Here is a 24282-nt window from a genome sequence, read left to right as displayed (position 1 = left end):
TGTAATTGCCCCTCTCCCCGACCCTCTCCCCGGAGGGGAGAGGGAGAAGTGCTGGTCGCCATCAGAAATATCCCTCCGCTTTTTTCTTTTCCATACTCGCCGCCTGATCATGGTCGATCGCGCGGCCCTGGCGTTCCGATGTGGTCGTCAGCAGCATTTCCTGGATCACCTCGGGCAAGGTCGATGCCGTACTCTCCACTGCGCCAGTCAGCGGATAACAGCCGAGCGTGCGGAAACGGATCGACCGCTCGACCGGCACTTCACCGGGAGCGAGCCGAAAGCGCTCGTCATCCACCATCAGCAGCACCCCATCGCGCTCCACCGTCGGACGCGGTGCCGCGAGATAGAGCGGGACGATCTCGATGTCTTCGGCGAGGATATATTGCCAGATGTCGAGCTCGGTCCAGTTGGACAGCGGGAAGACGCGGATGCTCTCGCCCTTCGCCTTGCGCGCATTGTAGAGGTGCCACAGTTCGGGCCGCTGTGCCTTGGGGTCCCAGCGCTGGCTGGCCGAGCGGAAGCTGAAGATGCGTTCCTTGGCGCGGCTCTTCTCCTCGTCGCGCCGCGCACCGCCAAAGGCGACGTCATAGCCGCCTGCGGCCAGCGCCTGTTTCAGTCCCTCGGTCTTCCACAGATCGGTGTGCAGGCTGCCATGGTCGAACGGGTTGATGCCCTGCGCTTGGGCCTCGGGGTTCTTGTGGACGATCAGCTCCATCCCCGCCGCTTGCGCCGCGCGGTCGCGCAGGTCGTACATCGCGCGGAATTTCCACGTCGTGTCGACATGCAGCAAGGGGAAAGGCGGGACGCCGGGAAAGAACGCTTTCTTCGCCAGGTGCAGCATAACCGCCGAATCCTTGCCCACAGAATAGAGCATCACCGGGCGCTCGGCCTCGGCGGCGACTTCGCGCAGGATGTGGATGCTTTCGGCTTCGAGCCGCTGGAGATGGGTCAGGGCGACGGACATGATCTGCTCCAGATAGAGCAGAAAGACCGATGTGCGATCAACTTATCCTGTTGTCCCGTAAAGTGGCCTCAAGGGGCGCTGTTGTGCTCGACCGAGTCGAGGATGCGCGCGCCCGCCATGAACACGGCGATCGGGCACACCGCGAACAGCAGCCAGCCGCCAATACCCGGATATTGCTGGAGGTAATGCACCCCGCGCTCGACCGCGCCGAGCGCCAGCGCATAGATCACCGCGAACGCTTCGAATTTGTTCTTGATAACGAACAGGCTGCAGAATTTTGTCAACATGCAAAAGGGTTAAGCAAGCGTCGGGCCAATGGCGAATTTGCGCGCTTTGTGATTGTTCTGAATGGTTACTTGTAAATTAACTCGACGATTCCGAGCGTCTCCAGCAGCGCGGTGCGCGCTGCGCCGACGCGGTCGACAAGCGAGGGATCGCCAATATCGGCTGGCGCAATCGCCTCGGGCCAATGCTGCTCGATCACCTGCGCGATGAGATTCAGCCGCGCATCGTCCACCAGAAAACGGGTGTCGACCCGCGCCGGATCCGCCACGACCCGCAACCGCAGGCAAGCGGGGCCGCCGCCATTGGCCATGGATTGGCGTACGTCGACCACCTCGACCCTGCGAATCGGGCCGTTGCCTGCAAGCATCGTTTGCAGCCATCGCCACACGGCCGCGTTCTCCCGCGCCTCCTGCGGCACGATCAGCGCCATCGTCGCATCGGGCAGCGTCACGAGCTGGGCATTGAACAGATAGGAAGCGATCGCATCGGCCAGGCTGACGGCATCGGCGGGAACCTCCACGATCTCGGCCCAGGGCGCGCGTTCGCGAATTGCGGCATAGGTGCCTTCGCGATCGGCAAAGGCGCGTTCGTGCGTGAAGAGCACGCGCTCGTTGGACACTGCGACCACATCGTTGTGGAAGGCACCTGCCGCGATCGCTTCGGGGGCCTGTTCGATGAACAGCGTGCGGGCCGGGTCCAGCGCGTGTGCGCGCACCACTGCAGCGCTCGCCTCAAGCCGTTGGCGTGCCGGGAAGCCGCCGCCCGATACGCCATAAACGAACAGCTCGATTCCGGCTGCATCATGGTGTTCGCACAGCCGCATATGGTTTGCGGCACCTTCATCGCCAAAGGGCGCGGGAATGGGCTCGTGGACCGTAAAGGCCGGGTCGGCAAAGGCGAGGCGGAGTTGGCGCAACGTCTCCACCGCCTCATGGCTGCGATGCGGCATGGTGACGAGGTTGGCGACGGTCAGGTGGCAGCGTCCATCCCCTGTGTCGGGGGCGGGCGACACCGTGGCGGCGTTGGCCGCCCACATCGCCGAGGCCGACATCGCCTGCGCCTGCAGGACAGGATCGGCCGCGTCATAGCGGGTCGAAAGGGCGGCCAGCCAGCGGCGGTTAGGCCGGTCATGCGGGAGGAGGATACCCTGCGTCAGCCCCAGCGCCAGATTCGCGCGCATCTTGGCGACGCCCTCCAGCGCGGCGCGGCGCGGATAGGCGGTCGCCCCGGCGTTGCGCGTCGCGGCAAGATTGCCGTGGCTGAGCCCGGCATAATTGTGGCTCGGACCAATGATGCCATCGAAATTGATCTCGCGGATCATGCCCGTTCAGTTCCGCGCGACATGGCTGATCGTATCGCCTTCGGCGACGCCCAGCGCAGCGGCGGTTTCCTGCGCCAGCACGACGCCGTCCTCGCGCGCTTGCAGGGCTCCATAGGTACAGCGAAAATCCGACAATCGCCCGCGCGAAATCAGCGCGGGTTCACCGCCATCGCCGTCAATCGCCGCCACACGCTCGGTTCGAGCGTCACGGATGGTGCGGACCTGGTCGGTCTTGGCCAGCATGGTCGGGCCGCCGTCAAAAATGTCGACATAGTTTTCGTAAGCGAACCCCTCATTCTCCAGCATCCGCATTGCGGCGCGGCCGGAAGGGTGGGGCAGGCCGATCACCGCGCGCGCGCTTTCGGGCAGCATGGCGATGTAGATCGGGTGCTTGGGGAACAGGTCGGCGATGAACTGATGCCCGCGCACCGCGTTGAACTGGTCGGCGTCCTGGAAATTCATCCCGAAGAAGCGCCCGGCAAGGCCATCCCAAAAGGGCGATCCCCCCGCTTCATCGATGATCCCGCGCAATTCGGCGAGCACGCGATCGGCAAAGCGCATGCGGTGCTGGGCAATGAACAAATAGCGGCTGCGCGCCAGCAACATGCCCAGGCCTCCCGCACGTTCGCCCGGATGCAGGAACAGGCCGCCGACTTCGCTGCACCCTTCCAAGTCGGTCGTCAGGCCTAGCATGTCGGCGCGGAAGGTGCGGCCGAGTTCCTTGCTATGCTGCGTCAGCGTGCCGAGCCGATAGCTGTAAAATGGATAGCTCTGCCCGACATGGGTGAAGATCTGGCAGGTGCCGCGCACTTCGCCGGTCGCGAGGTCTTCCAGCACCAGCACGAACAGATCGTCGGCCTTGCTGTCCTCGATCCGGGCGAAGGCGGCGGCGCTACGTTCCAGCTTGGCGCGCAGGGCAGCGCGGTCAGGCGGCAAATTGGTGAAGCCGCCGCCCGTCAATTTCGCCATTTCGTAAAGCGGTTGCAGGTCGCTGTCGCGCGCGGCGCGGATTACGTGAGTCACAAGGCCCCCCTTTGGGCGATACGGAGGATCGTGAGTGCGGAAAGCGCGGCGCGCTCGGGCAGCGATTCGACGATCAGGAATTCATCGGGCGAATGGATCGCGCCGCCGCGCGCTCCCATCGTATCGACCACCGGCACGCCGCATGCCGCGATGGTGTTGCCGTCGCACACTCCTCCCGTGGCGCGCCATGCAATGTCGAGGCCGAGGTCTGCGCCGCATTCCTTGACCAGAGCGAACAATTTTGCGGCACCGGGGTCGATCGGCTTGGGCGGTCGGTTGAAGCTGCCATGGACGGCGATGGAGACGTCGTGCGCGGTTGCGACGTCTGCGGTCACGCGGTCGAGCGCGGCCTGGGCGCGGGCGATCTCGGCGTGGTCGGCGGGGCGGAAGTTGATGCGCAGCACGGCATGGTCGGGCACCACGTTATTCGGGCCGCCGCCCTCGATCCGTGCCGGATTGACCGCGAGCGTCGGGCTACGCAGTGCGAACAGCCGCAGCGCCAGATCGGAAGCGGCGACGACGGCATTGCGGCCTTCGTCGGGGTTGCGCCCGGCATGGGCGCTTTTGCCCGTTACCACGATCGAGAAATTGCCCGTGCCGCCGCGTGCGCCCGCCAGCGTGCCATCGGGGAGCGCGGGTTCATAGGTCAGCGCCGCGATCTTGCCGCGCGCGGCTGCGGCAATCAGCGCAGATGAGGAGAAAGAGCCCGTTTCCTCGTCGGAATTGATCACGACTTCATAGCCGATGCGCGGGGCAAGCGGGCTCGCCTCGACTGCGGACAGGGCGGCCAGCATCACCGCCAGCCCGCTCTTCATGTCGGCAACACCGGGGCCGTTCAGCGTGCCGTCGGGCAGCGTGGTGAGCGTCTGGAAGGGCTGGTCGACCGGATAGACCGTGTCCATATGGCCGGTCAGCAGAATCTGCACCGGCGCATCCGACCGTACCACCAGGTGCAGATGCTTGCCGTGCTCGACCACCGTCACCGTGCCGTCGGGGGCGACGTTCTGTGCGGCGTTGCCGACAACCAGCGCCGGCTCCCCCGGAAGCGTGCCGAAAGCCGCCACAAGCAATTCGGCCATTTGCGCCAGGCCTGCGAGATTGCGTGTGCCCGAATTGATCGCCGACCACGCTTCAACCTGCGCCAGCATTGGCGCTGTCGCGACATGGTCGATTGCTGCGCGTTCCTCGTCTGTCATCCCCACCATGACGATGGTCTAGCGGGTCACGCGCGCACGCTCCACCCCATGCATGTCAGAAACTATAGACCAATGCCGCGCGACTGGTGGTGTCGGTGCCGACCCGGCCAACTGGCGGTGTGCTTTCATATTGCACCGCATAAGACAGCTGCGCCGCGAGCGGGCCAATCAGTTTCGCGTTGAGCGCCGTCGTGCTGCTGACGGTCGAGTTGACCTTCTGAACATAGGCCGAAGCGACCTGGGTCAGGTTGATCGCTTTCGACAATTTCCACCCGAAATCGACCGAGCCGCGCGCGGCGACGCTATTCTCCTTGGTGGAGTCGGTAAAATCGGTCTTGCGATAGGCTGGCCCGAGTTCGAGATCGAGCTTGAACCCGCCGCCGCGCAGCGCGCTATATCCCGCACCGAGCGATGCCGAATATCGGTCGTAATATCCAAGAAAACGGTCGCTCTCAAACTGCGTCGCCCCATAGACATAGGCGCGCGTCGAAAATTTGAAGTTCGGTTCATACGCGGCAAGAAAATGCTCGCGACTGATGAGCCCACCGCTTTCCTTGTAATCGGCGGCGAAATTGACCTTGTGCCGCCACCGCACGCTCTCGCGCGTCAGCGCGATCGCGCCGCTGACGCCAACGTCGCGGGTGTTGCCGGTGGTGAGATAGCCGCCCAGCTCGGCTTTGCCATGCCACAGATCGAAAATCCCGGCATCCTCTATCCGCTCGCGTTTGCTCGCTTCCTGCGCGGCTTTCCAGGCTGCCACCTGCGCATCGATCGCCTTGGCCGCCTCGGGGGCGGCCGCGCGGGCATATTTGGCGACGGTGACGATCTCGCCATCGTTGTTCGACGCGATCGCGGCGTCGAGCATCGCCTTGACTGCTGGCGGAATTGGCGCGGGCGCAGGCGGTGTTGCGGCCGGTACGGTTTGAACGGGTGGTGCCGGATCGGCGTTGCCCAGAAGGACGGGCGCAGCGAAGATCAGCATGGCAAGCATGCGAACCTGATAGAGCGGCAATTGCCGTAACGGAATAGCGTTCGTCGCCAGCGCGTTTCGGTTCAGCGCAGATGCGGCGCAAAAGCGGCAAGCACCTGTTCGTACAACGGCTTTTTGAACGCGACGATCACTTCGGGGAGGGTATGCGGCTCAACCCAAGTCCAGTCCTTGAACTCCTGATGCGCGGTGGCGATGTCGATGTCGGCATCGCTGCCGAGAAAGCGATACAGGAACCAGCGCTGCCGCTGGCCGCGCCATTTGCCCTTCCACACCTTGCCGACCAGTTCCTCCGGCAAATCGTAGAACAGCTCATCGGGCGCGATCGCGATCAGTTCGACCTTGTCGGGGGCGATGCCGGTTTCTTCCCCCAGTTCGCGGATCGCCGCAGTTTGCGCATCCTCGCCATCGTCGATGCCACCCTGCGGCATTTGCCATGCCTCGACCTCGGCATCGATGCGCTGGCCGACGAAGACCTTTCCGTCGGCGTTCAGGATCATCAGCCCCGCACAGGGGCGGTAGGGCAGGGTGGCGATATCGGTCATGAACGGTCCTTATGGGGTTACGCGCCGGCCTCGGCGATCAGCGTCTTGGCCGCTGCCAATGCGCCCGCCACATCGCCGACCGAGGAGGGGATCGCCTTGCGCAGCGTGATGAAGCCGTGGATGTTCCCTACCGCTTCGCGGTACACGACGGCAACGCCCGCGCGCGCCAGCGCTGCAGCATAAGCGCGGCCCTGGTCGCGAATGGGGTCGAGGCTGGCGGTCACCACCACCGCCGGTGGCATTCCGGTGAGATCGCCTTTCAGGGGCGAAGCGCGGATGTGTTCCGCCTCGGCCTGATAGGCAGCGTTGAACCAGTCCATGCTGTCACGGGTCAGCAGATACCCTTCGGCGAACTGGCTGTAGGAAGGATAGTCCTGCGTCGTGTCGGTCGCCGGATAGAAGGGCAATTGCGCGATCACCGGAACAGCGGCGGGCGTATCGCGCAGCGCCATCGCGACGACGATCGCGAGGTTGCCTCCGGCGCTGTCACCGCAAGTCACCAGACCGGTGACCTTGCGACTCAATGCGGCGGGGCTGTCGGCCGCCCAGCGCGCTGCCGCTTCGCAATCGTCCGGCGCGGCGGGCCAGGGCGTCTCGGGAGCGAGCCGATAATCGACCGCCAGCACCGGCAGATCGAGTGTGCGCGAAACCTCGGCGCAAAAGCTGGCATGCGTGTCGAGGTCGCCGATCACAAAGCCGCCGCCATGGAAAAAGACAATGAGCGGCCCCGGCGTACGGCTTTCCGCCACGTCGAACAGCCGCGCGGGAATATCGCCAGCCGGACCGGGAATGGTGAGGTCGGCGATGGTGGCGAGCTCGCCAACCGGGGGATCGGCAATGTCCTTCATCGCGGCATAGGTTGCGCGCGCTGCAGGGGGTTCGAGCTGGTGCATCTTGGGGCCGGGCAGATTGTTGAGAAATTCGAGGAAACCCGCGACATCGGGGCGGACATAGGGTTGGGTCACGCATCTCTCCATTGGTCTGTGCCAGCTGCATGCCTACCTAAGCGGGATGATCGCGGTCGTCCATCACCCAGCCTATGTCGCCTCCGGCCAATCCGCCAATCCGAGCCAGCTCAGCAAGAATGCCGCAATCCGCGATCTGTTGCGCGCCGAAGCTGCCGCGATCGAATGGCACGAACCCGTGTCGATGCCCTTGCGCTGGCTCGAGGCCGCGCACGATCCGGACTATGTCGCCGAGGTGCTCGCCGCCCGCGTCCCCCGCGACAAGGAACGTCGGATCGGCTTTGCCGTAACGCCGTCGGTGGCGGCGCGCGCTGCGGTGGTGCCGGGCGGCACGTGGCTGGCGGGCAAACTTGCCCTCGAACGCGGTTTTGCGGCGAACAGTGCGGGCGGCAGCCATCATGCGCTGGCGGCGACGGGCGCTGGCTATTGCGTGCTCAACGATCTCGCCATCGCTGCGGTCCGTCTGGCCGAAGAGGACGCGCGGCGGGTGCTGGTGGTCGATTGCGACGTGCATCAGGGGGACGGCACGGCGGCGCTCACCGCCGGGCATCCGGGAATCGCCACCTATTCGATTCATGCCGAGAAGAATTTTCCGGCGCGCAAGGCACGCTCGACCTGCGATGTCGCGTTGCCGGACGGAACCGGGGACGCCGCCTATCTTGCGGCGCTGGCGGAAACCTTGCTGCCAATGCTCGATGCGTATCGCCCAGATCTGATTCTGTATCAGGCGGGGGTCGATCCGTTGGCGGAGGATCGGCTCGGTCGCCTGTCGCTGACGCCGCAGGGGCTGGTGGCGCGCGACACCTTTGTCGGCCGTGCCGCAGCCGCACGCGGCATTGCGCTCGCGAGCACCGTTGGCGGGGGATATGGGCGCGACGTCGCGGTGCTCGCCGAGGCGCATGTGCGCGCGATTTTGACGCTGGGGCAAGCCTATCAGGAAGCGCGCTTTACCGGCGCTGTGGCGTTGCCCTAAAGCAACGGTTGCCTTCCGCTACGCTCAAACTACCTTGGCCCGCCGCCTTCCGAGGCATAAGGGGCATGACAACGATATCCCGCAGGACAGACGTAATGGCGACCGCCGCGCATGAAGTAACCCCCCAAGAAGCCTCCGCCCACCCCGCCGCCGAGTCGGTTGTCGTCCGCTTCGCGGGCGATTCGGGCGATGGGATGCAGTTGACGGGCGGGCAGTTCACGCTGTCCACCGCGCTGTCCGGCAACGATCTGGCGACCTTTCCCGATTTTCCCGCCGAAATCCGCGCGCCGCAGGGCACGTTGTTCGGCGTTTCCGCCTTCCAGATCAATTTCGGCTCGACCGCGATCGAGACCGCAGGCGACGCCCCCGACGTACTCGTCGCGATGAACCCGGCGGCGCTGAAGGTGAATGTCGGCCAGTTGAAGGCGGGCGGCCTGATCATCGCCGATGAAGGCGAATTCGGCGAACGCAACCTTGCCAAGGCGAAATATGCCGCCAACCCGCTGACCGATGGCAGCCTCGCCAAGTGGCAGTTGCTGAGCTTCAACATTTCGCAATTGACGCTCGATGCGGTGAAGCCCTTCGGCCTCGGCAATAAGGAAGCGCTGCGCTGCAAGAACATGTGGACGCTGGGTCTGGCGCTCTGGATGTTCGATCGCGACCGGCAGCCGATCATCGACTGGCTCAAGTCGAAATTCGCCAAAGCCCCGGTGTTGGCCGAGGCCAATATCGCCGCGCTGAACGCTGGCCATGCTTATGGCGAAACTGCCGAGCTTTCCGGGCCGATGAAGCAGCAGCATATCGGTGTCGCCCCAGCCGAGCCCGGTCTCTACCGCACTGTGACCGGTGCCGAGTCGATTTCGATGGGGCTGGTCGCTGGCGTGCAATTGGCTGGCGTGCCGATGTTCTTCGGCGGCTATCCGATCACGCCCGCCTCGGCGATCCTGCACTTCCTGTCGCGCCTGAAGGAATATGGCGTCACCACCTTCCAGGCCGAGGATGAGATCGCCGCAATCGCCTCGGCGATCGGTGCATCCTATGCCGGGCAGCTTGGCGTCACCTCGTCGTCGGGCCCGGGCATTGCGCTGAAGGGCGAGGCGATGGGGCTGGCGATCATGACCGAGCTGCCCCTCGTCATCGTCAATTCGCAGCGCGGCGGGCCTTCGACCGGGCTGCCGACCAAGACCGAACAATCCGATCTTTATCAGGCGGTCTATGGCCGCAACGGTGATGCGCCGATGCCGGTGATCGCCGCGCGTTCGGCGGCCGATTGCTTCGATTGCGCGATCGAGGCGGTGCGCATCGCGGTGCAGTATATGACGCCGGTGATGCTGTTGACCGATGGCTATATCGCCAATGCGGCGGAGCCGTGGCTGGTGCCGGACATGAGCAGCTATGCCCCGTTCCCGGTCGAGTTTGCCGGCAAGCAGGAAATGCAGGACAAGCTCGCGTCGGAAAATCCGGACGAGTGGAAATTCCTGCCCTATGGCCGCGATGAGAAATTGAAGCGTCCGTGGGTGAAGCCCGGCACGCCCGGCTTGCTCCACCGCATCGGCGGGATCGAGAAAGCGGTCGGCACCGGCAACCTCGATTATGGTGCCGAAAACCACCAGAAGATGACCGAAATCCGCCGCGACAAGGTTGCCAATATCGCGGTGCCGGACCAGATCGTGGAACTGGGCGAAACCTCGGGCAAGCTGGCGATCGTCGGCTGGGGCTCGACCTTCGGACCGATCCACCAGGCGGTGCGCCGCGCCCGCGCCAGGGGTTTGGATGTCGCCCACATCCATATCCGCCACATCTGGCCGATGCCTGGCAATCTGGGTGCTTTGCTAAAGGGTTATGAGCGGATCGTGGTTCCGGAAATGAACACCGGCCAGCTCAAGACGGTGCTGCGCGACCAGTTCCTGGTCGACGCCAAGCCGCTCAACAAAGTGTCCGGTCAGCCCTTCCTGATCTCCGAAATCGAGGCAGCGATCGACGCCGCCTTGGCCGCCCTGTCATAATCCGCTTCCAACATTCAGGTCTTCTCCGATGAACGACATGACCCCCATCGCCAAGTCCACCCCCAAGGATTGGGAAACCGACCAGGAGGTGCGTTGGTGCCCCGGTTGCGGTGACTATGCGATCCTGAAGGCGGTGCAACGCACCATGCCCGAGATTGGCGCACGGCCCGAAAACACCGTGTTCGTCAGCGGCATCGGCTGCTCGTCGCGCTTCCCTTATTATATGGAAACCTACGGCTTCCACACCATCCACGGCCGTGCGCCGGCGGTGGCGACGGGCGTGAAGCTCGCCAATCCCGATCTCGACGTGTGGATCATCACCGGCGACGGCGATGCGCTGTCGATCGGCGGCAACCACACGATGCACCTCATTCGCCGCAATCTCGATTGCCAGGTGCTGCTGTTCAACAACGAGATTTACGGCCTGACCAAGGGGCAATATTCGCCGACGTCGCGCGTCGGCACGCGCACGCCATCGACGCCGTTCGGCTCGGTCGACCGCCCGGCCAACCCGTGTGCCTTTGCGCTGGGCGCGGGCGGGCGCTTCATCGCGCGCGCGATCGACGTTCACAAGAACCTCGTTGGCGTGCTCAAGGCAGCTTATGCCCATAAGGGCACGGGGTTCGTCGAAATTTTCCAGAACTGCATCGTCTACAATGACGACGTGTTCGCGCCCTTCACCGAGAAGAAGAATGCGGCGGGAAGCCAGATGTGGGTCGAGCATGGCAAGCCGTTGCTGTTCGACGGCGGCACCAAGGGCCTGACGATGGATCGCGAACGGCTGGTGCTCAAGGTCGTCGACGTGGTCGATGGCGATTGGCAGGCGGCGGGCGTGATTGTCCATGACCAGACCAATCGCGGGTTGGCGCACATGCTGGTGGAAATGCCGTTCGGCACTTTCCCGATGGCTTTGGGCGTGCTGTTCGACGATCCCGCCCCGACCTTCGAAAGCGCAGTCGTTACGCAGAATATCGAAGCCGCCAAGGGCAAGACGCCCAACCTCCAGCATCTGCTGAGCCAGGGCCAGACCTGGCAGGTGGAGAAAGAGCCGCGGGCGGAGTAAGGAAACTCGCATAAAGGCGCAAAGAAGGACGTGGGTTGAGCGATCACCAATCTCGCAAGCCCGTTCCAGTGAAGGAATCCTTTGTGTCTTTGTGGCTTTGTGCGCGTAATTTCCACCGCACGTTGCTCAAGCCTTGACCAGCGCTCCAACCCTCCTCTGGCTACGTCGCGATTTGCGGCTCGCCGATCAGCCCGCGCTTGCCGCTGCGATCGGGGAGGGGGCGGTCGTGCCCGTGTATGTCCTCGATGACGAGACGCCCAAACACTATGCGATGGGTGGCGCATCGCGCTGGTGGCTGCACTACAGCCTTGCCGGCCTCGATACCGATCTGCGTGCGGCGGGGTCACGGCTGATCCTGAGGCGCGGGAAATGCGAGACCGCGCTGGAGGAACTCGCCGCCGAAACCGGGGCAAGCCGCGTGCATTGCATCCGCCACTTCGAGCCGTGGTGGCGCAATGCCGAACGCGCGGTGGCGAAGCGGCTTGACCTCGTCTGCCATGACGGCAACTATCTCGCGCCGCCGGGATCGATCGCCACCGGCAGCGGCGGGCAGTATAAGATCTACACCCCGTTCTGGCGCGCGCTCAAGCAGCAGATGCCGCCGCCAGTCCCGCTGGATAAACCGTCGACCATTGCCGCACCCGCCGACTGGCCCCGTAGCGACCGGCTTGCGGAATGGGGCCTGTTGCCGACCAAGCCCGATTGGTCGACGGGTTTCGCAGCGGATTGGATCCCGGGCGAAGTCGGCGCGCATGACAAGCTCAGCGGCTTCAAACGCCATGCCGCCACTTATGACGAGACCCGCAATCTGCCGTCGATCGAAGGCAGCTCGCGCCTGTCGCCGCATCTGCATTTCGGCGAACTCTCGGCAGCCCAAGTGTGGCACGCGGTGGCCGCGGCTAGCGGATCGGTCGATACCTTCCTCGGCGAGCTTGGCTGGCGCGATTATGCGCAAAATGTGATCCTGCAATTTCCGGACTATGGCAGCCGGAACGGGCGTCCGACACTCGACACGTTGCCATGGCGCACGGGAGCCGCCGCTGCCGCCGATCTGAAGGCATGGCAGCAGGGGCGCACCGGCTATCCGATCGTCGACGCCGGTATGCGACAGCTCTGGGCTACGGGCTGGATGCACAATCGCGTGCGCATGATTACCGCCAGCTTTCTGATCAAGCATCTGCTGATCGACTGGCGCGAGGGCGAGCGCTGGTTCTGGGATTGCTTGGTCGATGCCGATTACGGGTCCAACGCGGTCAACTGGCAGTGGACCGCCGGGACGGGGATCGACGCGAACATGTTCGTCCGCATCATGGCACCCCTCGTGCAATCGCCCAAATTCGAGGCCGGGGACTATATTCGCCAGTGGGTGCCAGAACTGGCGCAGGTGCGCGGCGACGCGATCCACGACCCCGAAGAAGCCGGATGTCGGCCCGCTGCCTATCCGCCCAAGATCATCGGCCACCGCGCGGCGCGCGAACGGGCGCTGGCAGCAGTAAAACAGGCGCATTGAACCGCTTGCGAGCGCGCCCTGAGGGTGCGAGGGAAGCCGCGATGACCAGCCTTCTCGCGACTCTGTTCGACCGCTTGCTCGACCGGATTGATGCCGGCTTGGCGGAAGGATCGTTGACGGCAACCCTTCCCGGCACGCGCACGCGCAGGCTTGGCGGGCGAGCGCCGGGGCCTGACGCCGTGGTTGATCTGGTGCGCTGGCGCGCGCTGGGCCGCTTGGTGACCGGCGGCTCGGCAGGCTGGTACGTTGCCTGGTCGAAGGGCGAATGGTGCAGTCCAGACCCGACGGTGTTGTTTGAACTGTTCATGCGCAACCGACGCACCCTTGGCGGGGCCGGGCGCGCGCAGGGCGCGATGCGGCTTTTACGTCATTGGCGTAATGGCTTGCGACGTAATTCTCGCACCGGTTCTAAGCGAAATATCGAGTTTCACTATGATCTGGGCAACGATTTCTACCGGCTGTGGCTCGACCCCAGCCTGACTTACTCGTCGGCGCTGTTTGCCGAACCGGTCGTGACCGAGGAGTCGCTGGAAGCGGCGCAGGCGCGCAAGAACGAGGCGATTCTGGATCGCTTGGCGCTGCCGCCGGGCGCGCGCGTGCTGGAGATCGGCTGCGGCTGGGGCGGCTTTGCCGAGGCTGCTGCGCGACGCGGGCTGGCGGTGGACGCGATCACGCTGTCGGCGGAGCAGGAGCGTGCGGTCAACGCGCGGATCGCAACCGCCGGGCTGACGGGCGTCACCGTGTCGCTTACCGATTATCGCGACGTGACAGGGCAGTACGATGGCGTCGCCAGCATCGAAATGGTCGAGGCGGTCGGGCAGGAATATTGGGGCACCTATCTCGCGGCGATCTCACGGGCGCTGAAGCCCGGCGCGCGCGCGGCGATTCAATATATCGCGATCGATGACGCGATCTTCGAGGCCTATGCGGCGAACGTCGATTTTATACAGCGCTTCGTCTTTCCGGGCGGAATGCTGTTGTCGGAAAGCCGGTTTCGCGCGCTCGCGGAGCAGAACGGGCTCGAGTGGCGCGACCGGCACGGCTTCGGGCTACATTATGCCGAGACGCTGCGCCGCTGGCGCGATCGTTTTGACGCGGCGGTCGTTTCCGGTCGCTTGCCGAAGAAATTCGATCAAAAATTCATCGACTTATGGCGCTATTATCTGATGTACTGCGAAGGTGGCTTTCGCGGCGGCGGGATTGATGTCGCACAGGTGACGCTGGTCAAGGGCGCTTAGCCGATCCGCTCGAAATGCCCGGTCGCGAAATCCTCGGTCAGTAGCGCGACGATGCGGTCGGCCACCACCGATGGCTCCTTGACCGATTTCGGGTCTTCGCCGGGATAGGCCTTGTGCCGCATCGCCGTCCGCGTCGCGCCGGGATCGAGGATTGCGGTGCGGACATTGCTGATCCGCTCCATTTCGTCGCCATAGGACGCGAGCAGCGTTTCGAACGCCGCCTTGGATGCCCCGTACAGCCCCCAATAGGCGCGCGGCTTGCGCGCCACGCTGGAGGTGAGGCCAATCACCCGCGCGCGTTTGGACTTGCGCAGCATCGGGTCGAACGCCGCGATCAACGCTGCCTGTGCGCTGATGTTGAGCGTCAGGACTTGCGCCATTTCCTTCACGTCGATCGCGGGCACGGCAGACAATTGCCCCAGCATCGCGGCGTTGAGCACCATGATGTCGAGCGCAGGCCAGCGCTCTCCGATCGCCGCGCCCAGGCGGGCAATGCTGTCGGTCTCGGTCAAGTTGAGCGGTGCGATTGTCGCGGACCCGCCGGCATCGAAGATCGCGCTTTCGACCGCTTCCAGTCCCGCAGCGGTGCGTGCGGTCAGCACGACATGTGCACCCGCCGCCGCCAAAGCCTGGGCGGTCGCCGCCCCGATACCGCGACTGGCACCGGTAACGAGCGCGATCTGGTTGGCGAGGGGCTTGTCGGTCATATGCTAACTCCCGTTCGCCCTGAGCTTGTCGAAGGGCTGCACTTTCTGAATCGTTAGAAGAAAGGGCGGTGCTTCGACAAGCTCAGTCCGAACGGTAAAGATCAGATCATCCGTTCCGCCAGCAACGCGAACTGGTCGACCGAGGAAACATCGTCCTGATCGGTCAGCGTCGTCGGATAATCTCCGGTGAAGCAGGCATCGCAATGGCTCGGGCGTATGGCGTTGCGCTGCGGTTCGCCGAGCGCCTTGTAGAGCCCGTCAATCGAGATGAAGGCGAGGCTGTCGGCCTTGATATAGGTCGCCATCTCTTCGAGATTCTTGGTCGCGGCGAGCAGCTTGGCACGCTCGGGCGTGTCGACGCCGTAGAAGCAGGAGTGCCGCGTCGGCGGGCTGGCGATGCGCATATGCACTTCAGCGGCACCGGCTTCACGCATCATCTCGACAATCTTGAGGCTGGTGGTGCCGCGCACGATCGAATCGTCGATCAGCACGACCCGCTTGCCCTTGATCAGCGCGCGATTGGCATTGTGCTTCAGCTTCACGCCCAAGTGACGAACCTTGTCGCCCGGCTGGATGAAGGTGCGTCCGACATAATGCGAACGGATGATGCCGAGCTCGAACGGGATGCCCGATTCCTGCGCATAGCCAAGCGCCGCCGGGGTGCCCGAATCGGGAACCGGGATCACCAAATCCGCCTCGACCGGGCTTTCGATCGCGAGCTGCGCGCCAATCGCCTTGCGCACGGTGTAGACGCTGCGGTCCTCCGAGATCGAATCGGGGCGCGAGAAATAGACGAATTCGAAGATGCACGGGCGCGGGGCTACGGCCGCGAACGGGCTGTGCGAGGTGATCTCGCTGCCCTTGACCATCACCAGCTCGCCCGGCTCGATCGAGCGGACGAAGGTGGCACCGACCACGTCGAGCGCGACGGTTTCGGAGGCGAAGATCACCGCCTCGCTGCCGTCCGACTGCTCGATCTTGCCCATCACCAGCGGGCGAATGCCGAGCGGATCGCGACAGGCGATCATGCCCTCGGGCGTCATCACGATCAGCGAATAGGCCCCTTCGACACGCTTCAGCGCATCGATGAACTTGTCGACGACGGTGCGGTAATTGGAGGTGGCGACCAAATGGATGATCGTCTCGGTGTCGCTGGTCGACTGGAAGATCGAACCGCGCCGCACGAGATCACGCCGCAGCCGCATCGCGTTGGAAATATTGCCGTTATGCGCGATCGCAAAGCCGCCCGAGGCGAGGTCGGCATAAAGCGGCTGAACGTTGCGCAGCGCGGTTTCGCCAGTGGTCGAATAGCGCACATGCCCGCAGGCGACGCTGCCGCGCAGCGGGACCATCACCTCTTCGCGGTCGAAATTGCCCGCGACATGGCCCATCGCGCGGTGGGTGTGGAATTCGGTGCCGTCAAAGCTGGTGATGCCGGCCGCTTCCTGGCCGCGATGCTGGAGCGCGTGCAGCCCCAGTGCGACCAGGCGCGCCGCATCGGCTGCGCCAGAGATACCGAAAATGCCGCACTCTTCATGCAGCGTGTCTCCATCTTGGGAGACGTCGAACGGATTGGTTGTCAGCATGGGGGCCCTTTGGGGGAGGGTAGAGCTTCGAGGCGGCATATAGGGAGCGCCATTCGGTTTGTCGCGCTTTTGTCACATGATGGGGAGCGATTGGTCGCATTGTTCGTTTCGGCGGCTTTGCGGGAAAGTTTGTTATCGGTCGCGGGAGATTGAGCATGGCGAAGGATCACGGACCCAGCGTGAAGGACGACGAACTCTACGAAGCGCTGCGCAAACAGGGGGCCTCTGAGCAGAAGGCGGCGGGAATCGCCAACGCCAAAGCGGCGGGCACACTCCGCCATCGCGGCGGGACGCTGGACCAGCGCACCAAGAGCGACCTGCTGGAGGAGGCGCGGGAGATCGGCATTGTCGGGCGCTCGCGCATGACCAAAGCCGAACTGATCAAGGCGATTCGCGCCGAATGACAGCGGAAGGATGACGGGGGCGGCTGCGGGCGCTAGACCTGCGGCATGGCAGACCTTCGCGAAACCGGCCTGGTGCTGGACCCCAAATATGATTCCGCTGGCTTGATCACGGCGGTCGCGACCGACCGCGTGTCGGGCGATGTGCTGATGCTCGCCCATATGAATGCCGAGGCGCTGCGGTTGACGGTCGAAAGCGGCGAGGCGCATTTCTGGTCGCGCAGCCGCTCCGCGCTGTGGAAGAAGGGCGAGACGTCGGGCCATGTATTGCGCGTGGCCGACATTCGCATCGATTGCGATCAGGATGCCGTGTGGCTGATCGTCGACCCAGCGGGCCCGGCTTGCCACACGGGCGAGCGGAGCTGCTTCTATCGTCGAATCGACGGCGATCGGTTGGTGTCGGCCGCGTGAAGCGGGCCGCGCTGCTGCTGGTCCTCGTTCTAGCCGGGTGTCACCGCGCTGAGCCCAAGCCTGCGGCCACGCCGACCCCGGTCGGGCTGGAGGCCGCTGCCATCCAGGCGGGCGTCATCCCCGACCCCGCCAGCACCGACATTACGGGTCTGTATGCGCGCGAAAGCGACCGCGTTTGCATCGTGCCGAGCGCAACGGCGTACCGCATCGGCGTGTTTGTCGATTATGACGAACAGCAGAATTGCGGCGGGTCTGGCACCGTGACTCGAGTCGGGGAAACGCTGCACATCACCTTGGATCGCGGCGGGGAAGGCGGCGATTCGGCCTGCAGCTTCGATGCCCGTTTCGAGGGGGACCGGATCGTCTTTCCGCCGCGCGTGCCCGATGGATGCCAAAAGGTCTGCATCCATCGCGCGTCGATCGCTGCACTGGATGTGGCACGGCTCAGCGAGTCGATCTCGGAGGCATCGACCTTGCGCGATAGCCGGGGCCGGTTGCTTTGCGCTGGCGGCGGTTGAGCTTGACGTTCACGTAAGGGTAAACTATTTGTCGCTCATGCCTAGCGGTCCAGCCTATGCCGTGATCGATCGCCACCCGACGCGCGATCACTTTTCCATTTCCGATTTGTCGGCCGAATTCGGCGTAACCGCACGGGCGTTGCGCTTTTACGAGGACGAGGGGCTGATCGCGCCTGAGCGGCGCGGCACCTCGCGCATCTACTCGCAGCGCGATCGCGCGCGGCTTGCCTGGATTTTGCGGGGCAAGCGCGTTGGCTTCAGTCTCGGCGAGATTCGCGAAATGATCGACCTGTACGACATTGGCGATGGCCGCCAAGTGCAGAAGGCAACCACCATCGCGCGGTGTCGGGAGCGCATGGCGCTGCTCCAGTCGCAAAAACACGATATCGATGCGGCGATTACCGAACTTGCCGACTTCGTCACCTTGCTTGAAACCAATGGCGCACAAGGCCGCCTGAAGGACTGAACCCCATGCCGAAATATACGCCCCCCGCTCGCGATGTTCGCTTCGTGCTCGATCATGTGGTCGGCCTTCCGGCTTATGCCGATCTGCCCGGCTTCCAGAATGCAACGCCCGATGTGGTCGATGCCGTGCTGGACGAGGGCGGCAAGTTCGTCGCCGAGGTGCTGTTCCCGCTCAATCATTCGGGCGATCAGGAAGGCTGCACCCGCCATGACGACGGATCGGTCACCACGCCCAAGGGTTTCAAGGAAGCCTATGACGCGTTCGTCGAATCGGGCTGGGGCACGCTCAGCGCACCGGAGGAGTTTGGCGGGCAGGCGATGCCGCACGTCGTTTCGACCGCGTTTCAGGAATTCATGATCTCCTCCAACATGGCATTCGCCATGTATCCCGGGCTGACGCACGGTGCGATCGCGGCGTTGCTGGTCAAGGGCTCGGACGAGCAGAAGGCCAAGTACGTCCCCAACATGGTCAGCGGCAAATGGGGCGGCACGATGAACCTGACCGAGCCGCAGTGCGGCACCGACCTCGGCCTGATCCGCACCCGCGCCGAGCCGCAGGGCGATGGTTCCTACGCCATTACTGGCACCAAGATCTTCATCTCGTCGGGCGAGCATGACCTGACCGAGAACATCATCCATCTCGTGCTGGCCAAGACGCCGGGCGCGCCGGAAAGCTCGAAGGGCATTTCGCTGTTCGTGGTGCCCAAGTTCATGGTCAAGGACGATGGCAGCCTCGGCGCGCGCAACGCCGTCACCTGCGGCTCGATCGAGCACAAGATGGGCATCCATGCCAATTCGACGTGCGTGATGATCTATGACGGCGCGATCGGCTGGCTGGTCGGCGAGGAGATGAAGGGCCTGGCCGCGATGTTCATCATGATGAACGCGGCACGCCTCGGCGTCGGTCTGCAGGGCCTGGCCGTGGCCGAAGTCGCGTACCAGAACGCCGTGCAATATGCCCAGGATCGCCGTCAGGGTCGCGCGCTGACCGGCCCGAAGGAACCCACCGAGAAAGCCGATCCGCTGTTCGTCCATCCCGACATCCGCCGGATGCTGATGGAAGCCAAGGCGCTGACCGAGGGCTTGCGCGCTTTGTGCCTGTGGGCGGCGCTGCAAGTCGATCTGGAACATGCCGCCGCTACGGACGAGGAAAAGCAACTCGCCGCCGATCTGGTCGGGCTGCTGACCCCGGTGATCAAGGGCTATGGCACCGACAAGGGCTATGACATCGCGACCAACGCGCAGCAAGTTTATGGCGGTCATGGCTACATCGCCGAATGGGGCATGGAGCAATATGTCCGCGATGCGCGCATCGCGATGATCTATGAAGGCACCAACGGCGTGCAGGCGATGGACCTGGTCGGCCGCAAGCTCGCCCAGAATGGCGGCCGTGCGGTGCAGGCGTTGTTCAAGGTCGTCACGGATGAAGTGGCGGCGGGCAAGGCAGATCCGGCAACCGCCGATTTTGCTACGCGTCTCGAAAAGGCCAATGGCGAGTTGCAGCAGGCGACGCTGTGGTTCCTCCAGAACGGCATGAAGAACCCCGACAATGTCGGAGCCGGGGCGCACAGCTACATGCACCTGATGGGCATCGTCGCGCTTGGCCTGATGTGGCTGCGGATGGTGACGGCGGCGACCAAGCTGAAGGCCGCGGGCGAGGGCGATGCAGCCTTCCTCGATGCCAAGCTGGTGACCGCGCGCTACTTCGCCGAGCGGATCATGCCCGAGGCGGGTGCGCTGCGCCGCAAGATCGAGGCGGGCGCGGAAGCATTGATGGCGCTGCCGCCAGAGATGTTCGAGGCCGCGTAAAGGAAGGGGGGGCGCATCGCGCGCCCCTCCACCGTGCCGGGGGGCACCGGTGAATGTCATCGGCCCGGCGACGCGTTAGCGCGCTTCGCTACCTCCCGTCGCAACTGGCGGCGGCGTTTTGGTTGGCGGCGATGGTTTTGCCGCAGGCGTTTCCACCTTGCGGCGCACGCCTGCAAGGCCATCGGGGAGTGCCGGTACCGAGCTGCGCGCGGCTGCCGTTTGCGCGCCCGCGGCGACGGCCGCCGGGGCCTCATTTTCCGGGACGACAGCGACGGCGGTCAGGAAGGTTTGCGCCTTCATGCACTGCGCTGGCAAAGACCGCCGAAACTCCCGGCAATTCCACAACGCCTTGTCATAGCCATGGGCTTGATCGCGCAGGTAGCTGAACGACATTGCGGCGATTTGCGCGGGTTGCAGCGGCAGCGCCGTTGGAGTCTTGGTCGGGTCGGTCCAGCCCATCACCTTGCAATAAGGGCGGTCTGCGCATGCGCGCGCCGCAAGCTGTGCAAAGCCATCGGGCGACAGCGTGGCAGGGTCTAGCGTCAGCAGGAAGCTGTTTGCATCCCCCGGCAAAGAGCGGGGGAGTGGGGCGGCGGCTGCGGCTGCGTCAACCGCCACGCCCCCCTCCGGCGCGACGACGGTGTCGATGCCGCGATGCGCTTCGGAATAGGCGGCGAGCGCGGCGATGACGGGTTCATCGGCCGAGACATGGCGGTTGAACGCGGCGGGCGTGCCCCACCAGCCGGTCCAGCGGAAAAACAGATGCGTGTTGACTGCAGCGATCTTGTCCAGGCTCGACTGCCAATACGGCACGACCCAGTTCGTGTGGTAATGCGTGGCATGGCCGACCGGCCTGAACACGGCACCGTTCAGCGCCGCCACTGCGACCGATCGCGCGCGTGCCCATTGGGCATCTGCCCAATGGTGTCGCACCAACGCTCCGTCGCAGGTGAACGTGAATTGGCAACCGGTCGGTCGTTCCGCCCCCTGGAACACCACGCCGCAGATCGTCTTGGGAAAGGCGGGGTGGCGAACGCGGTTGATGACGACCTGTGCCACCGCACGCTGCCCGACCGGATCGTCCCCGGCCTCATACAGGACTGCCGCCGCCATACAGTCGATCGCACGGGCTTGCTGGGGGGCGTCTCCTGGCAAACGGAAGGGGCGGGCCGCCGGGTTGGGGCCTTCGACGAACGGGACGCTGGCGTTGAACGCGCGCGCTTCGTCGGGATCGAGATCCTCGAAGGCGACGGGCTCGACGGGCGGCACCTCGGCTTGCGGCACCACGCGCGTCGGCAGGGGGTGTGCAACGAGGTGCCGGACGACCGGCGGGGCAAAATGCACGATCAGTGCGGGTATCAGGATCGCCATTGCGGCGATCAGCAGCACGATCGCGCGCAGCATATGGCCAGGGCGCAAGGGAGGGAGCATGGAGGTCAAAAGCAGCTTTGTTACGGAGGACGTCGGACAGGACCAGCTCCTTTCCGACGATTGCGGGCGGCTTTAGCCTAGTCTGCAGGGAAACTGAAACGCCGTCGCGCGACGGCGCACTATGTCTCGATTCCGGACGCCACCGCGCGCGCCCGGATTCGATCCCATACAGCTCGGTTTAGCTGTTATTTGGGCCAAAGGCCCGTTGCCTCGCACAGATCCCATTGGTCCGCGGCATTGAGGTGGCAGGCTTCGTCGGCTGCGCGGCATTGCTGGAACTTCGTCTGATATTGGCGGTAACAGCTTTGGGGAGGGGATGCGGAGGCTACGATTGGTGCCATTTGTGGGGCATTGGGGGCGCTGGCAGCGGCCAATACCGCCCGCGGGGCTACGGCGACAACGCTCGCTGCCGTTGGTGCTTTGTCCCTGCCGCCCGTAGCCACCATCGAATACATCTGGAACAACGCCAGCAGCACGCTGACGAAAATCATTATTTTACGCATGACTGGCCCCCGACGGACCCCCGCCCGTCGGAACGCCTTATACCGCAGAAAAAGGGTTACTGCGACATCAACCTTCGGGCAGGAAGTCGGGAACCGACAGATAGCGTTCGCCCGTGTCGTAGTTGAAGCCGAGCACGCGTGAGCCTGCGGGAAGCTCGGGCAGTTTCTGCGCGATCGCGGCGAGCGTTGCACCCGAGCTGATCCCGACCAGGATTCCTTCCTCGGCGGCGGAGCGACGCGCCATCGCCTTGGCGTCGGCGGCCTCGACCTTGATCGCACCGTCGATCGACTGTGTGTGGAGGTTGGCGGGGACGAAGCCCGCGCCGATGCCCTGAATCGGATGCGGCCCGGGCGTACCGCCCGAGATGACGGGCGAGGCTGCGGGCTCGACCGCATAGACCTTCAGATTCGGCCATTCCTGCTTCAACCGCTCGGCCACGCCGGTGATGTGGCCGCCAGTGCCGACGCCGGTGATGATGACGTCGATCGGGGTATCGCGGAAGTCGTTGAGGATTTCGATCGCGGTGGTGCGGGTGTGGATGTCGATATTGGCAGGGTTTTCGAATTGCTGCGGCATCCAGGCACCCGGCGTCTGGTCGACGAGTTCGAGGGCACGCTCGATCGCGCCCTTCATGCCCTTTTCGTGCGGGGTCAGATCAAAGGTCGCGCCGTAAGCCAGCATCAGGCGGCGGCGTTCGAGGCTCATGCTCTCGGGCATGACCAGCACGAGCTTATAGCCCTTGACCGCCGCGACCATCGCCAGGCCGACGCCGGTATTGCCCGAAGTCGGCTCGATGATCGTGCCGCCGGGCTTCAGATGGCCGTCCTTTTCCGCTGCCTCGATCATGGCGAGCGCGATGCGGTCCTTGATCGACCCGCCCGGATTGGAGCGTTCGGACTTGATCCACACTTCGGCACCCGGGAACAGCTTCTGGACGCGGATGTGCGGCGTGTTGCCGATCGTGTCGAGGATCGTGTTGGCTTTCATGGCGTGGCCTCCAGTTCGAGATCGCGGGAATCTTGCGGGCTTTTGGGCGGGTCGAAAGTCTTGGCGTTACGGATGCTGGGGAAGAGATAGGTCCACAGGATCGTGACTACAATCGCGCCGCCACCGCCGACCAGCACCGCGCCGACCGGCCCGAGCGCCGAGGCGAGGAAGCCCGATTCGGCTTCGCCCAGTTCATTCGACGCCGAAATGGTGAGCTGCGAAACCGCGCCGACGCGTCCACGCTTGTCGTCCGGCGTGTGCAGTGTGATCAGCGACTGGCGGATATAGACCGAGAACATGTCCGCCGCCCCCGCCACCGCCAGCGCGATGAGGCTGAGCGCCATGATCTGCGACAGGCCAAACACCACCGTCGCCGTGCCATAGACGAGCACCGCGCCCAGCATCTTTGGGCCGACATTGGTCTTGATTGGGCGGAACGAGAAGAACAATGCGACCACCGACGCGCCGGCGGCTGGGGCGGAGGCGAGCAGGCTCAGCCCTTGCGGCCCGACCTTCAGGATGTCGTGCGCGTAAATGGGCAGCAAGGCGCTGGTTCCGGCGAGAAACACGGCGAACAGATCGAGCGTGATCGCCCCCAGCACGAGCTTGTTCTGGCCGACATAGGCCAGGCCATCGATGATCTGGCGAATCGGGTGCGCCTTGCTTGCCGTGACCGAGCGCGGCACGGGGCCGATCGTGAACAGCGCGAGCAGGGCGGTGAGGAACAGTGCCGTCGCCACCGCATAGGCCCCCCAGGGTGCCGCCGCATAGGCAAAACCACCGATCGCCGGCCCGATGATCGTGCCGATCTGCCACGAGATCGAGCTCAGCGCGATGGCGGTTGGCAGCACTTCGCGCGGCACCAGATTGGGCGCGAGCGCACCGAAAGCAGGCCCGGCAAAGGCGCGCCCGAGGCCGAGCAGCACCGCGATCGAGAACAGCACCGGCAGGGTCATACCCTCGGTGTAGGTCACTAAGGCTAAGGTCAGCGCGCACAGCGCCTGCAGCGACACGGTGCAGCGCGTGATCAGACGCCGGTCGAATCGGTCGGCGACCCAACCGGTGATCGGCGTCGTCACGAACAAGGGAATGAACTGCAGCAGCCCGATTAGCCCAAGCTGTGCGGCGGCACCGGCGGGCGACATGGTCGTGCGGGCGATGGTATAGGTCTGCCAGCCGATGACGATGATCATCGCGTTCTGCGCGATCGTCATCGAAAAGCGCGCCGCCCAGTAAGCGCGGAACTGTGGGATGCGAAGGGGGTGGGGTGCTGCGTTCATCGCATCTGGCCTTAAGCGCTGCGGCGCGCGCTGGGCAATCGTGGAGTTGCTTGGGGCGAGGAAACTTCTGCTCACCCGAAGGTTTTACGGAGGCGATTGATAAACC

Annotated in this window: 24 protein-coding genes; 10 read left to right on the top strand and 14 right to left on the bottom strand. The window is 64.5% G+C overall.

Features of this window, described 5'->3' with window-relative positions; translation table 11 throughout:
- Nucleotides 1–61: 61 nt before the first annotated feature.
- The 8 genes from cysD to EJC47_RS17280 form a co-directional block, all read right to left on the bottom strand.
- On the bottom strand, nt 62–964 hold the full coding sequence (cysD, locus tag EJC47_RS17315) for a sulfate adenylyltransferase subunit CysD (protein ID WP_033963292.1): 903 nt from the start codon (nt 962–964) through the stop codon (nt 62–64).
- Between the two features lie 68 nt (nt 965–1032).
- Nucleotides 1033–1251: a hypothetical protein gene (locus tag EJC47_RS17310; RefSeq protein ID WP_126849072.1), complete on the bottom strand. Its 219-nt coding sequence runs from the start codon at nt 1249–1251 to the stop codon at nt 1033–1035.
- Between the two features lie 65 nt (nt 1252–1316).
- Nucleotides 1317–2570: an N-succinylarginine dihydrolase gene (locus tag EJC47_RS17305; RefSeq protein WP_126849071.1), complete on the bottom strand. Its 1254-nt coding sequence runs from the start codon at nt 2568–2570 to the stop codon at nt 1317–1319.
- A gap of 6 nt (nt 2571–2576) precedes the next feature.
- Nucleotides 2577–3593, bottom strand: a complete 1017-nt coding sequence (locus EJC47_RS17300; RefSeq protein WP_033963296.1) for an arginine N-succinyltransferase — start codon at nt 3591–3593, stop codon at nt 2577–2579.
- Nucleotides 3590–4798 (bottom strand): hydrolase, encoded by a 1209-nt coding sequence (locus EJC47_RS17295; RefSeq protein WP_185867707.1) that lies wholly within the window; start codon nt 4796–4798, stop codon nt 3590–3592. The genes EJC47_RS17300 and EJC47_RS17295 overlap by 4 nt, the downstream gene beginning before the upstream one ends.
- 46 nt (nt 4799–4844) lie before the next feature.
- Nucleotides 4845–5780: a DUF481 domain-containing protein gene (locus EJC47_RS17290; RefSeq protein WP_126849070.1), complete on the bottom strand. Its 936-nt coding sequence runs from the start codon at nt 5778–5780 to the stop codon at nt 4845–4847.
- Between the two features lie 62 nt (nt 5781–5842).
- Nucleotides 5843–6322, bottom strand: coding sequence for an RNA pyrophosphohydrolase (locus tag EJC47_RS17285; protein ID WP_033963298.1), 480 nt, complete (start codon nt 6320–6322; stop codon nt 5843–5845).
- Between the two features lie 17 nt (nt 6323–6339).
- Nucleotides 6340–7299 (bottom strand): alpha/beta hydrolase, encoded by a 960-nt coding sequence (locus EJC47_RS17280; protein ID WP_126849069.1) that lies wholly within the window; start codon nt 7297–7299, stop codon nt 6340–6342.
- Between the two features lie 34 nt (nt 7300–7333).
- Here EJC47_RS17280 and EJC47_RS17275 point away from each other — a divergent pair, with 34 nt between their 5' ends.
- From EJC47_RS17275 to EJC47_RS17255, 5 genes are all read left to right on the top strand, one after another.
- The gene (locus EJC47_RS17275) at nt 7334–8260 is read left to right on the top strand and encodes a histone deacetylase family protein (protein WP_126849068.1); all 927 of its coding nucleotides are present in this window, start codon (nt 7334–7336) and stop codon (nt 8258–8260) included.
- A 95-nt stretch (nt 8261–8355) separates the two neighbouring features.
- Nucleotides 8356–10266 carry a 2-oxoacid:acceptor oxidoreductase subunit alpha gene (locus EJC47_RS17270; protein ID WP_126849067.1) on the top strand — a complete coding sequence of 637 codons (1911 nt, stop codon included), beginning with the start codon at nt 8356–8358 and terminating at the stop codon, nt 10264–10266.
- A 28-nt stretch (nt 10267–10294) separates the two neighbouring features.
- Nucleotides 10295–11329 (top strand): 2-oxoacid:ferredoxin oxidoreductase subunit beta, encoded by a 1035-nt coding sequence (locus tag EJC47_RS17265; RefSeq protein WP_126849066.1) that lies wholly within the window; start codon nt 10295–10297, stop codon nt 11327–11329.
- A 133-nt stretch (nt 11330–11462) separates the two neighbouring features.
- Nucleotides 11463–12839, top strand: a complete 1377-nt coding sequence (locus EJC47_RS17260; protein WP_126849065.1) for a cryptochrome/photolyase family protein — start codon at nt 11463–11465, stop codon at nt 12837–12839.
- A 41-nt stretch (nt 12840–12880) separates the two neighbouring features.
- Nucleotides 12881–14077 (top strand): SAM-dependent methyltransferase, encoded by a 1197-nt coding sequence (locus EJC47_RS17255; protein ID WP_126849064.1) that lies wholly within the window; start codon nt 12881–12883, stop codon nt 14075–14077.
- Here the strand turns inward: EJC47_RS17255 and EJC47_RS17250 are convergent.
- Both EJC47_RS17250 and purF read right to left on the bottom strand, forming a co-directional pair.
- Nucleotides 14074–14784 carry an SDR family NAD(P)-dependent oxidoreductase gene (locus EJC47_RS17250; RefSeq protein ID WP_126849063.1) on the bottom strand — a complete coding sequence of 237 codons (711 nt, stop codon included), beginning with the start codon at nt 14782–14784 and terminating at the stop codon, nt 14074–14076. The two genes, EJC47_RS17255 and EJC47_RS17250, sit on opposite strands and share 4 nt — an antisense overlap.
- Nucleotides 14785–14885: 101 nt before the next feature.
- Complete coding sequence (purF, locus tag EJC47_RS17245; protein ID WP_126849062.1) at nt 14886–16370, bottom strand: amidophosphoribosyltransferase; 1485 nt, start codon at nt 16368–16370, stop codon at nt 14886–14888.
- A gap of 155 nt (nt 16371–16525) precedes the next feature.
- Here purF and EJC47_RS17240 point away from each other — a divergent pair, with 155 nt between their 5' ends.
- Genes EJC47_RS17240 through EJC47_RS17220 form a run of 5 tightly spaced genes read left to right on the top strand, consistent with a single transcriptional unit; the run spans nt 16526 to nt 19974 of the window.
- Nucleotides 16526–16774 carry a Rho termination factor N-terminal domain-containing protein gene (locus tag EJC47_RS17240; protein WP_126849061.1) on the top strand — a complete coding sequence of 83 codons (249 nt, stop codon included), beginning with the start codon at nt 16526–16528 and terminating at the stop codon, nt 16772–16774.
- Nucleotides 16775–16819: 45 nt separating this feature from the next.
- The gene (gene hisI, locus EJC47_RS17235; RefSeq protein ID WP_033963312.1) at nt 16820–17182 is read left to right on the top strand and encodes a phosphoribosyl-AMP cyclohydrolase; all 363 of its coding nucleotides are present in this window, start codon (nt 16820–16822) and stop codon (nt 17180–17182) included.
- Entirely contained in the window at nt 17179–17700 is a 522-nt protein-coding gene (locus tag EJC47_RS17230) for a hypothetical protein (RefSeq protein WP_126849060.1), read from the top strand. Before hisI ends, EJC47_RS17230 begins: the two co-directional genes overlap by 4 nt.
- A gap of 37 nt (nt 17701–17737) precedes the next feature.
- On the top strand, nt 17738–18166 hold the full coding sequence (locus EJC47_RS17225) for a MerR family transcriptional regulator (RefSeq protein ID WP_010408546.1): 429 nt from the start codon (nt 17738–17740) through the stop codon (nt 18164–18166).
- A 5-nt stretch (nt 18167–18171) separates the two neighbouring features.
- On the top strand, nt 18172–19974 hold the full coding sequence (locus EJC47_RS17220) for an acyl-CoA dehydrogenase C-terminal domain-containing protein (RefSeq protein ID WP_126849059.1): 1803 nt from the start codon (nt 18172–18174) through the stop codon (nt 19972–19974).
- Between the two features lie 75 nt (nt 19975–20049).
- Here EJC47_RS17220 and EJC47_RS17215 read toward each other — a convergent pair whose 3' ends face one another.
- From EJC47_RS17215 to EJC47_RS17200, 4 genes are all read right to left on the bottom strand, one after another.
- Entirely contained in the window at nt 20050–21405 is a 1356-nt protein-coding gene (locus tag EJC47_RS17215; RefSeq protein ID WP_185867708.1) for a cell wall hydrolase, read from the bottom strand.
- A gap of 185 nt (nt 21406–21590) precedes the next feature.
- The gene (locus EJC47_RS17210; RefSeq protein WP_126849058.1) at nt 21591–21908 is read right to left on the bottom strand and encodes a hypothetical protein; all 318 of its coding nucleotides are present in this window, start codon (nt 21906–21908) and stop codon (nt 21591–21593) included.
- A 67-nt stretch (nt 21909–21975) separates the two neighbouring features.
- Nucleotides 21976–22896, bottom strand: coding sequence for a cysteine synthase A (cysK, locus tag EJC47_RS17205; protein WP_126849057.1), 921 nt, complete (start codon nt 22894–22896; stop codon nt 21976–21978).
- Entirely contained in the window at nt 22893–24176 is a 1284-nt protein-coding gene (locus tag EJC47_RS17200) for an MFS transporter (RefSeq protein WP_126849056.1), read from the bottom strand. Before EJC47_RS17200 ends, cysK begins: the two co-directional genes overlap by 4 nt.
- Nucleotides 24177–24282: the final 106 nt, after the last annotated feature.

This window comes from Sphingomonas sp. TF3 (assembly GCF_003985085.1).
Taxonomy (GTDB): domain Bacteria; phylum Pseudomonadota; class Alphaproteobacteria; order Sphingomonadales; family Sphingomonadaceae; genus Sphingomonas.
Note: the sequence above shows the minus strand (reverse complement) of the source record. Positions and strands in the feature narration are given on the sequence as shown.

Excerpts from the sequence above, each read along its gene's own strand:
- cysD (WP_033963292.1), bottom strand. The coding sequence starts at position 964 with ATGTCCGTCGCCCTGACCCATCTCCAGCGGCTCGAAGCCGAAAGCATC.
- EJC47_RS17310 (WP_126849072.1), bottom strand. The coding sequence starts at position 1,251 with ATGTTGACAAAATTCTGCAGCCTGTTCGTTATCAAGAACAAATTCGAA.
- EJC47_RS17305 (WP_126849071.1), bottom strand. The coding sequence starts at position 2,570 with ATGATCCGCGAGATCAATTTCGATGGCATCATTGGTCCGAGCCACAAT.
- EJC47_RS17295 (WP_185867707.1), bottom strand. The coding sequence starts at position 4,798 with ATGGTGGGGATGACAGACGAGGAACGCGCAGCAATCGACCATGTCGCG.
- EJC47_RS17290 (WP_126849070.1), bottom strand. The coding sequence starts at position 5,780 with ATGCTTGCCATGCTGATCTTCGCTGCGCCCGTCCTTCTGGGCAACGCC.
- EJC47_RS17285 (WP_033963298.1), bottom strand. The coding sequence starts at position 6,322 with ATGACCGATATCGCCACCCTGCCCTACCGCCCCTGTGCGGGGCTGATG.
- EJC47_RS17280 (WP_126849069.1), bottom strand. The coding sequence starts at position 7,299 with ATGGAGAGATGCGTGACCCAACCCTATGTCCGCCCCGATGTCGCGGGT.
- EJC47_RS17275 (WP_126849068.1), top strand. The coding sequence starts at position 7,334 with ATGATCGCGGTCGTCCATCACCCAGCCTATGTCGCCTCCGGCCAATCC.
- EJC47_RS17270 (WP_126849067.1), top strand. The coding sequence starts at position 8,356 with ATGGCGACCGCCGCGCATGAAGTAACCCCCCAAGAAGCCTCCGCCCAC.
- EJC47_RS17265 (WP_126849066.1), top strand. The coding sequence starts at position 10,295 with ATGAACGACATGACCCCCATCGCCAAGTCCACCCCCAAGGATTGGGAA.
- EJC47_RS17255 (WP_126849064.1), top strand. The coding sequence starts at position 12,881 with ATGACCAGCCTTCTCGCGACTCTGTTCGACCGCTTGCTCGACCGGATT.
- EJC47_RS17250 (WP_126849063.1), bottom strand. The coding sequence starts at position 14,784 with ATGACCGACAAGCCCCTCGCCAACCAGATCGCGCTCGTTACCGGTGCC.
- purF (WP_126849062.1), bottom strand. The coding sequence starts at position 16,370 with ATGCTGACAACCAATCCGTTCGACGTCTCCCAAGATGGAGACACGCTG.
- EJC47_RS17240 (WP_126849061.1), top strand. The coding sequence starts at position 16,526 with ATGGCGAAGGATCACGGACCCAGCGTGAAGGACGACGAACTCTACGAA.
- hisI (WP_033963312.1), top strand. The coding sequence starts at position 16,820 with ATGGCAGACCTTCGCGAAACCGGCCTGGTGCTGGACCCCAAATATGAT.
- EJC47_RS17225 (WP_010408546.1), top strand. The coding sequence starts at position 17,738 with ATGCCTAGCGGTCCAGCCTATGCCGTGATCGATCGCCACCCGACGCGC.
- EJC47_RS17220 (WP_126849059.1), top strand. The coding sequence starts at position 18,172 with ATGCCGAAATATACGCCCCCCGCTCGCGATGTTCGCTTCGTGCTCGAT.
- EJC47_RS17215 (WP_185867708.1), bottom strand. The coding sequence starts at position 21,405 with ATGCTCCCTCCCTTGCGCCCTGGCCATATGCTGCGCGCGATCGTGCTG.
- EJC47_RS17210 (WP_126849058.1), bottom strand. The coding sequence starts at position 21,908 with ATGCGTAAAATAATGATTTTCGTCAGCGTGCTGCTGGCGTTGTTCCAG.
- cysK (WP_126849057.1), bottom strand. The coding sequence starts at position 22,896 with ATGAAAGCCAACACGATCCTCGACACGATCGGCAACACGCCGCACATC.
- EJC47_RS17200 (WP_126849056.1), bottom strand. The coding sequence starts at position 24,176 with ATGAACGCAGCACCCCACCCCCTTCGCATCCCACAGTTCCGCGCTTAC.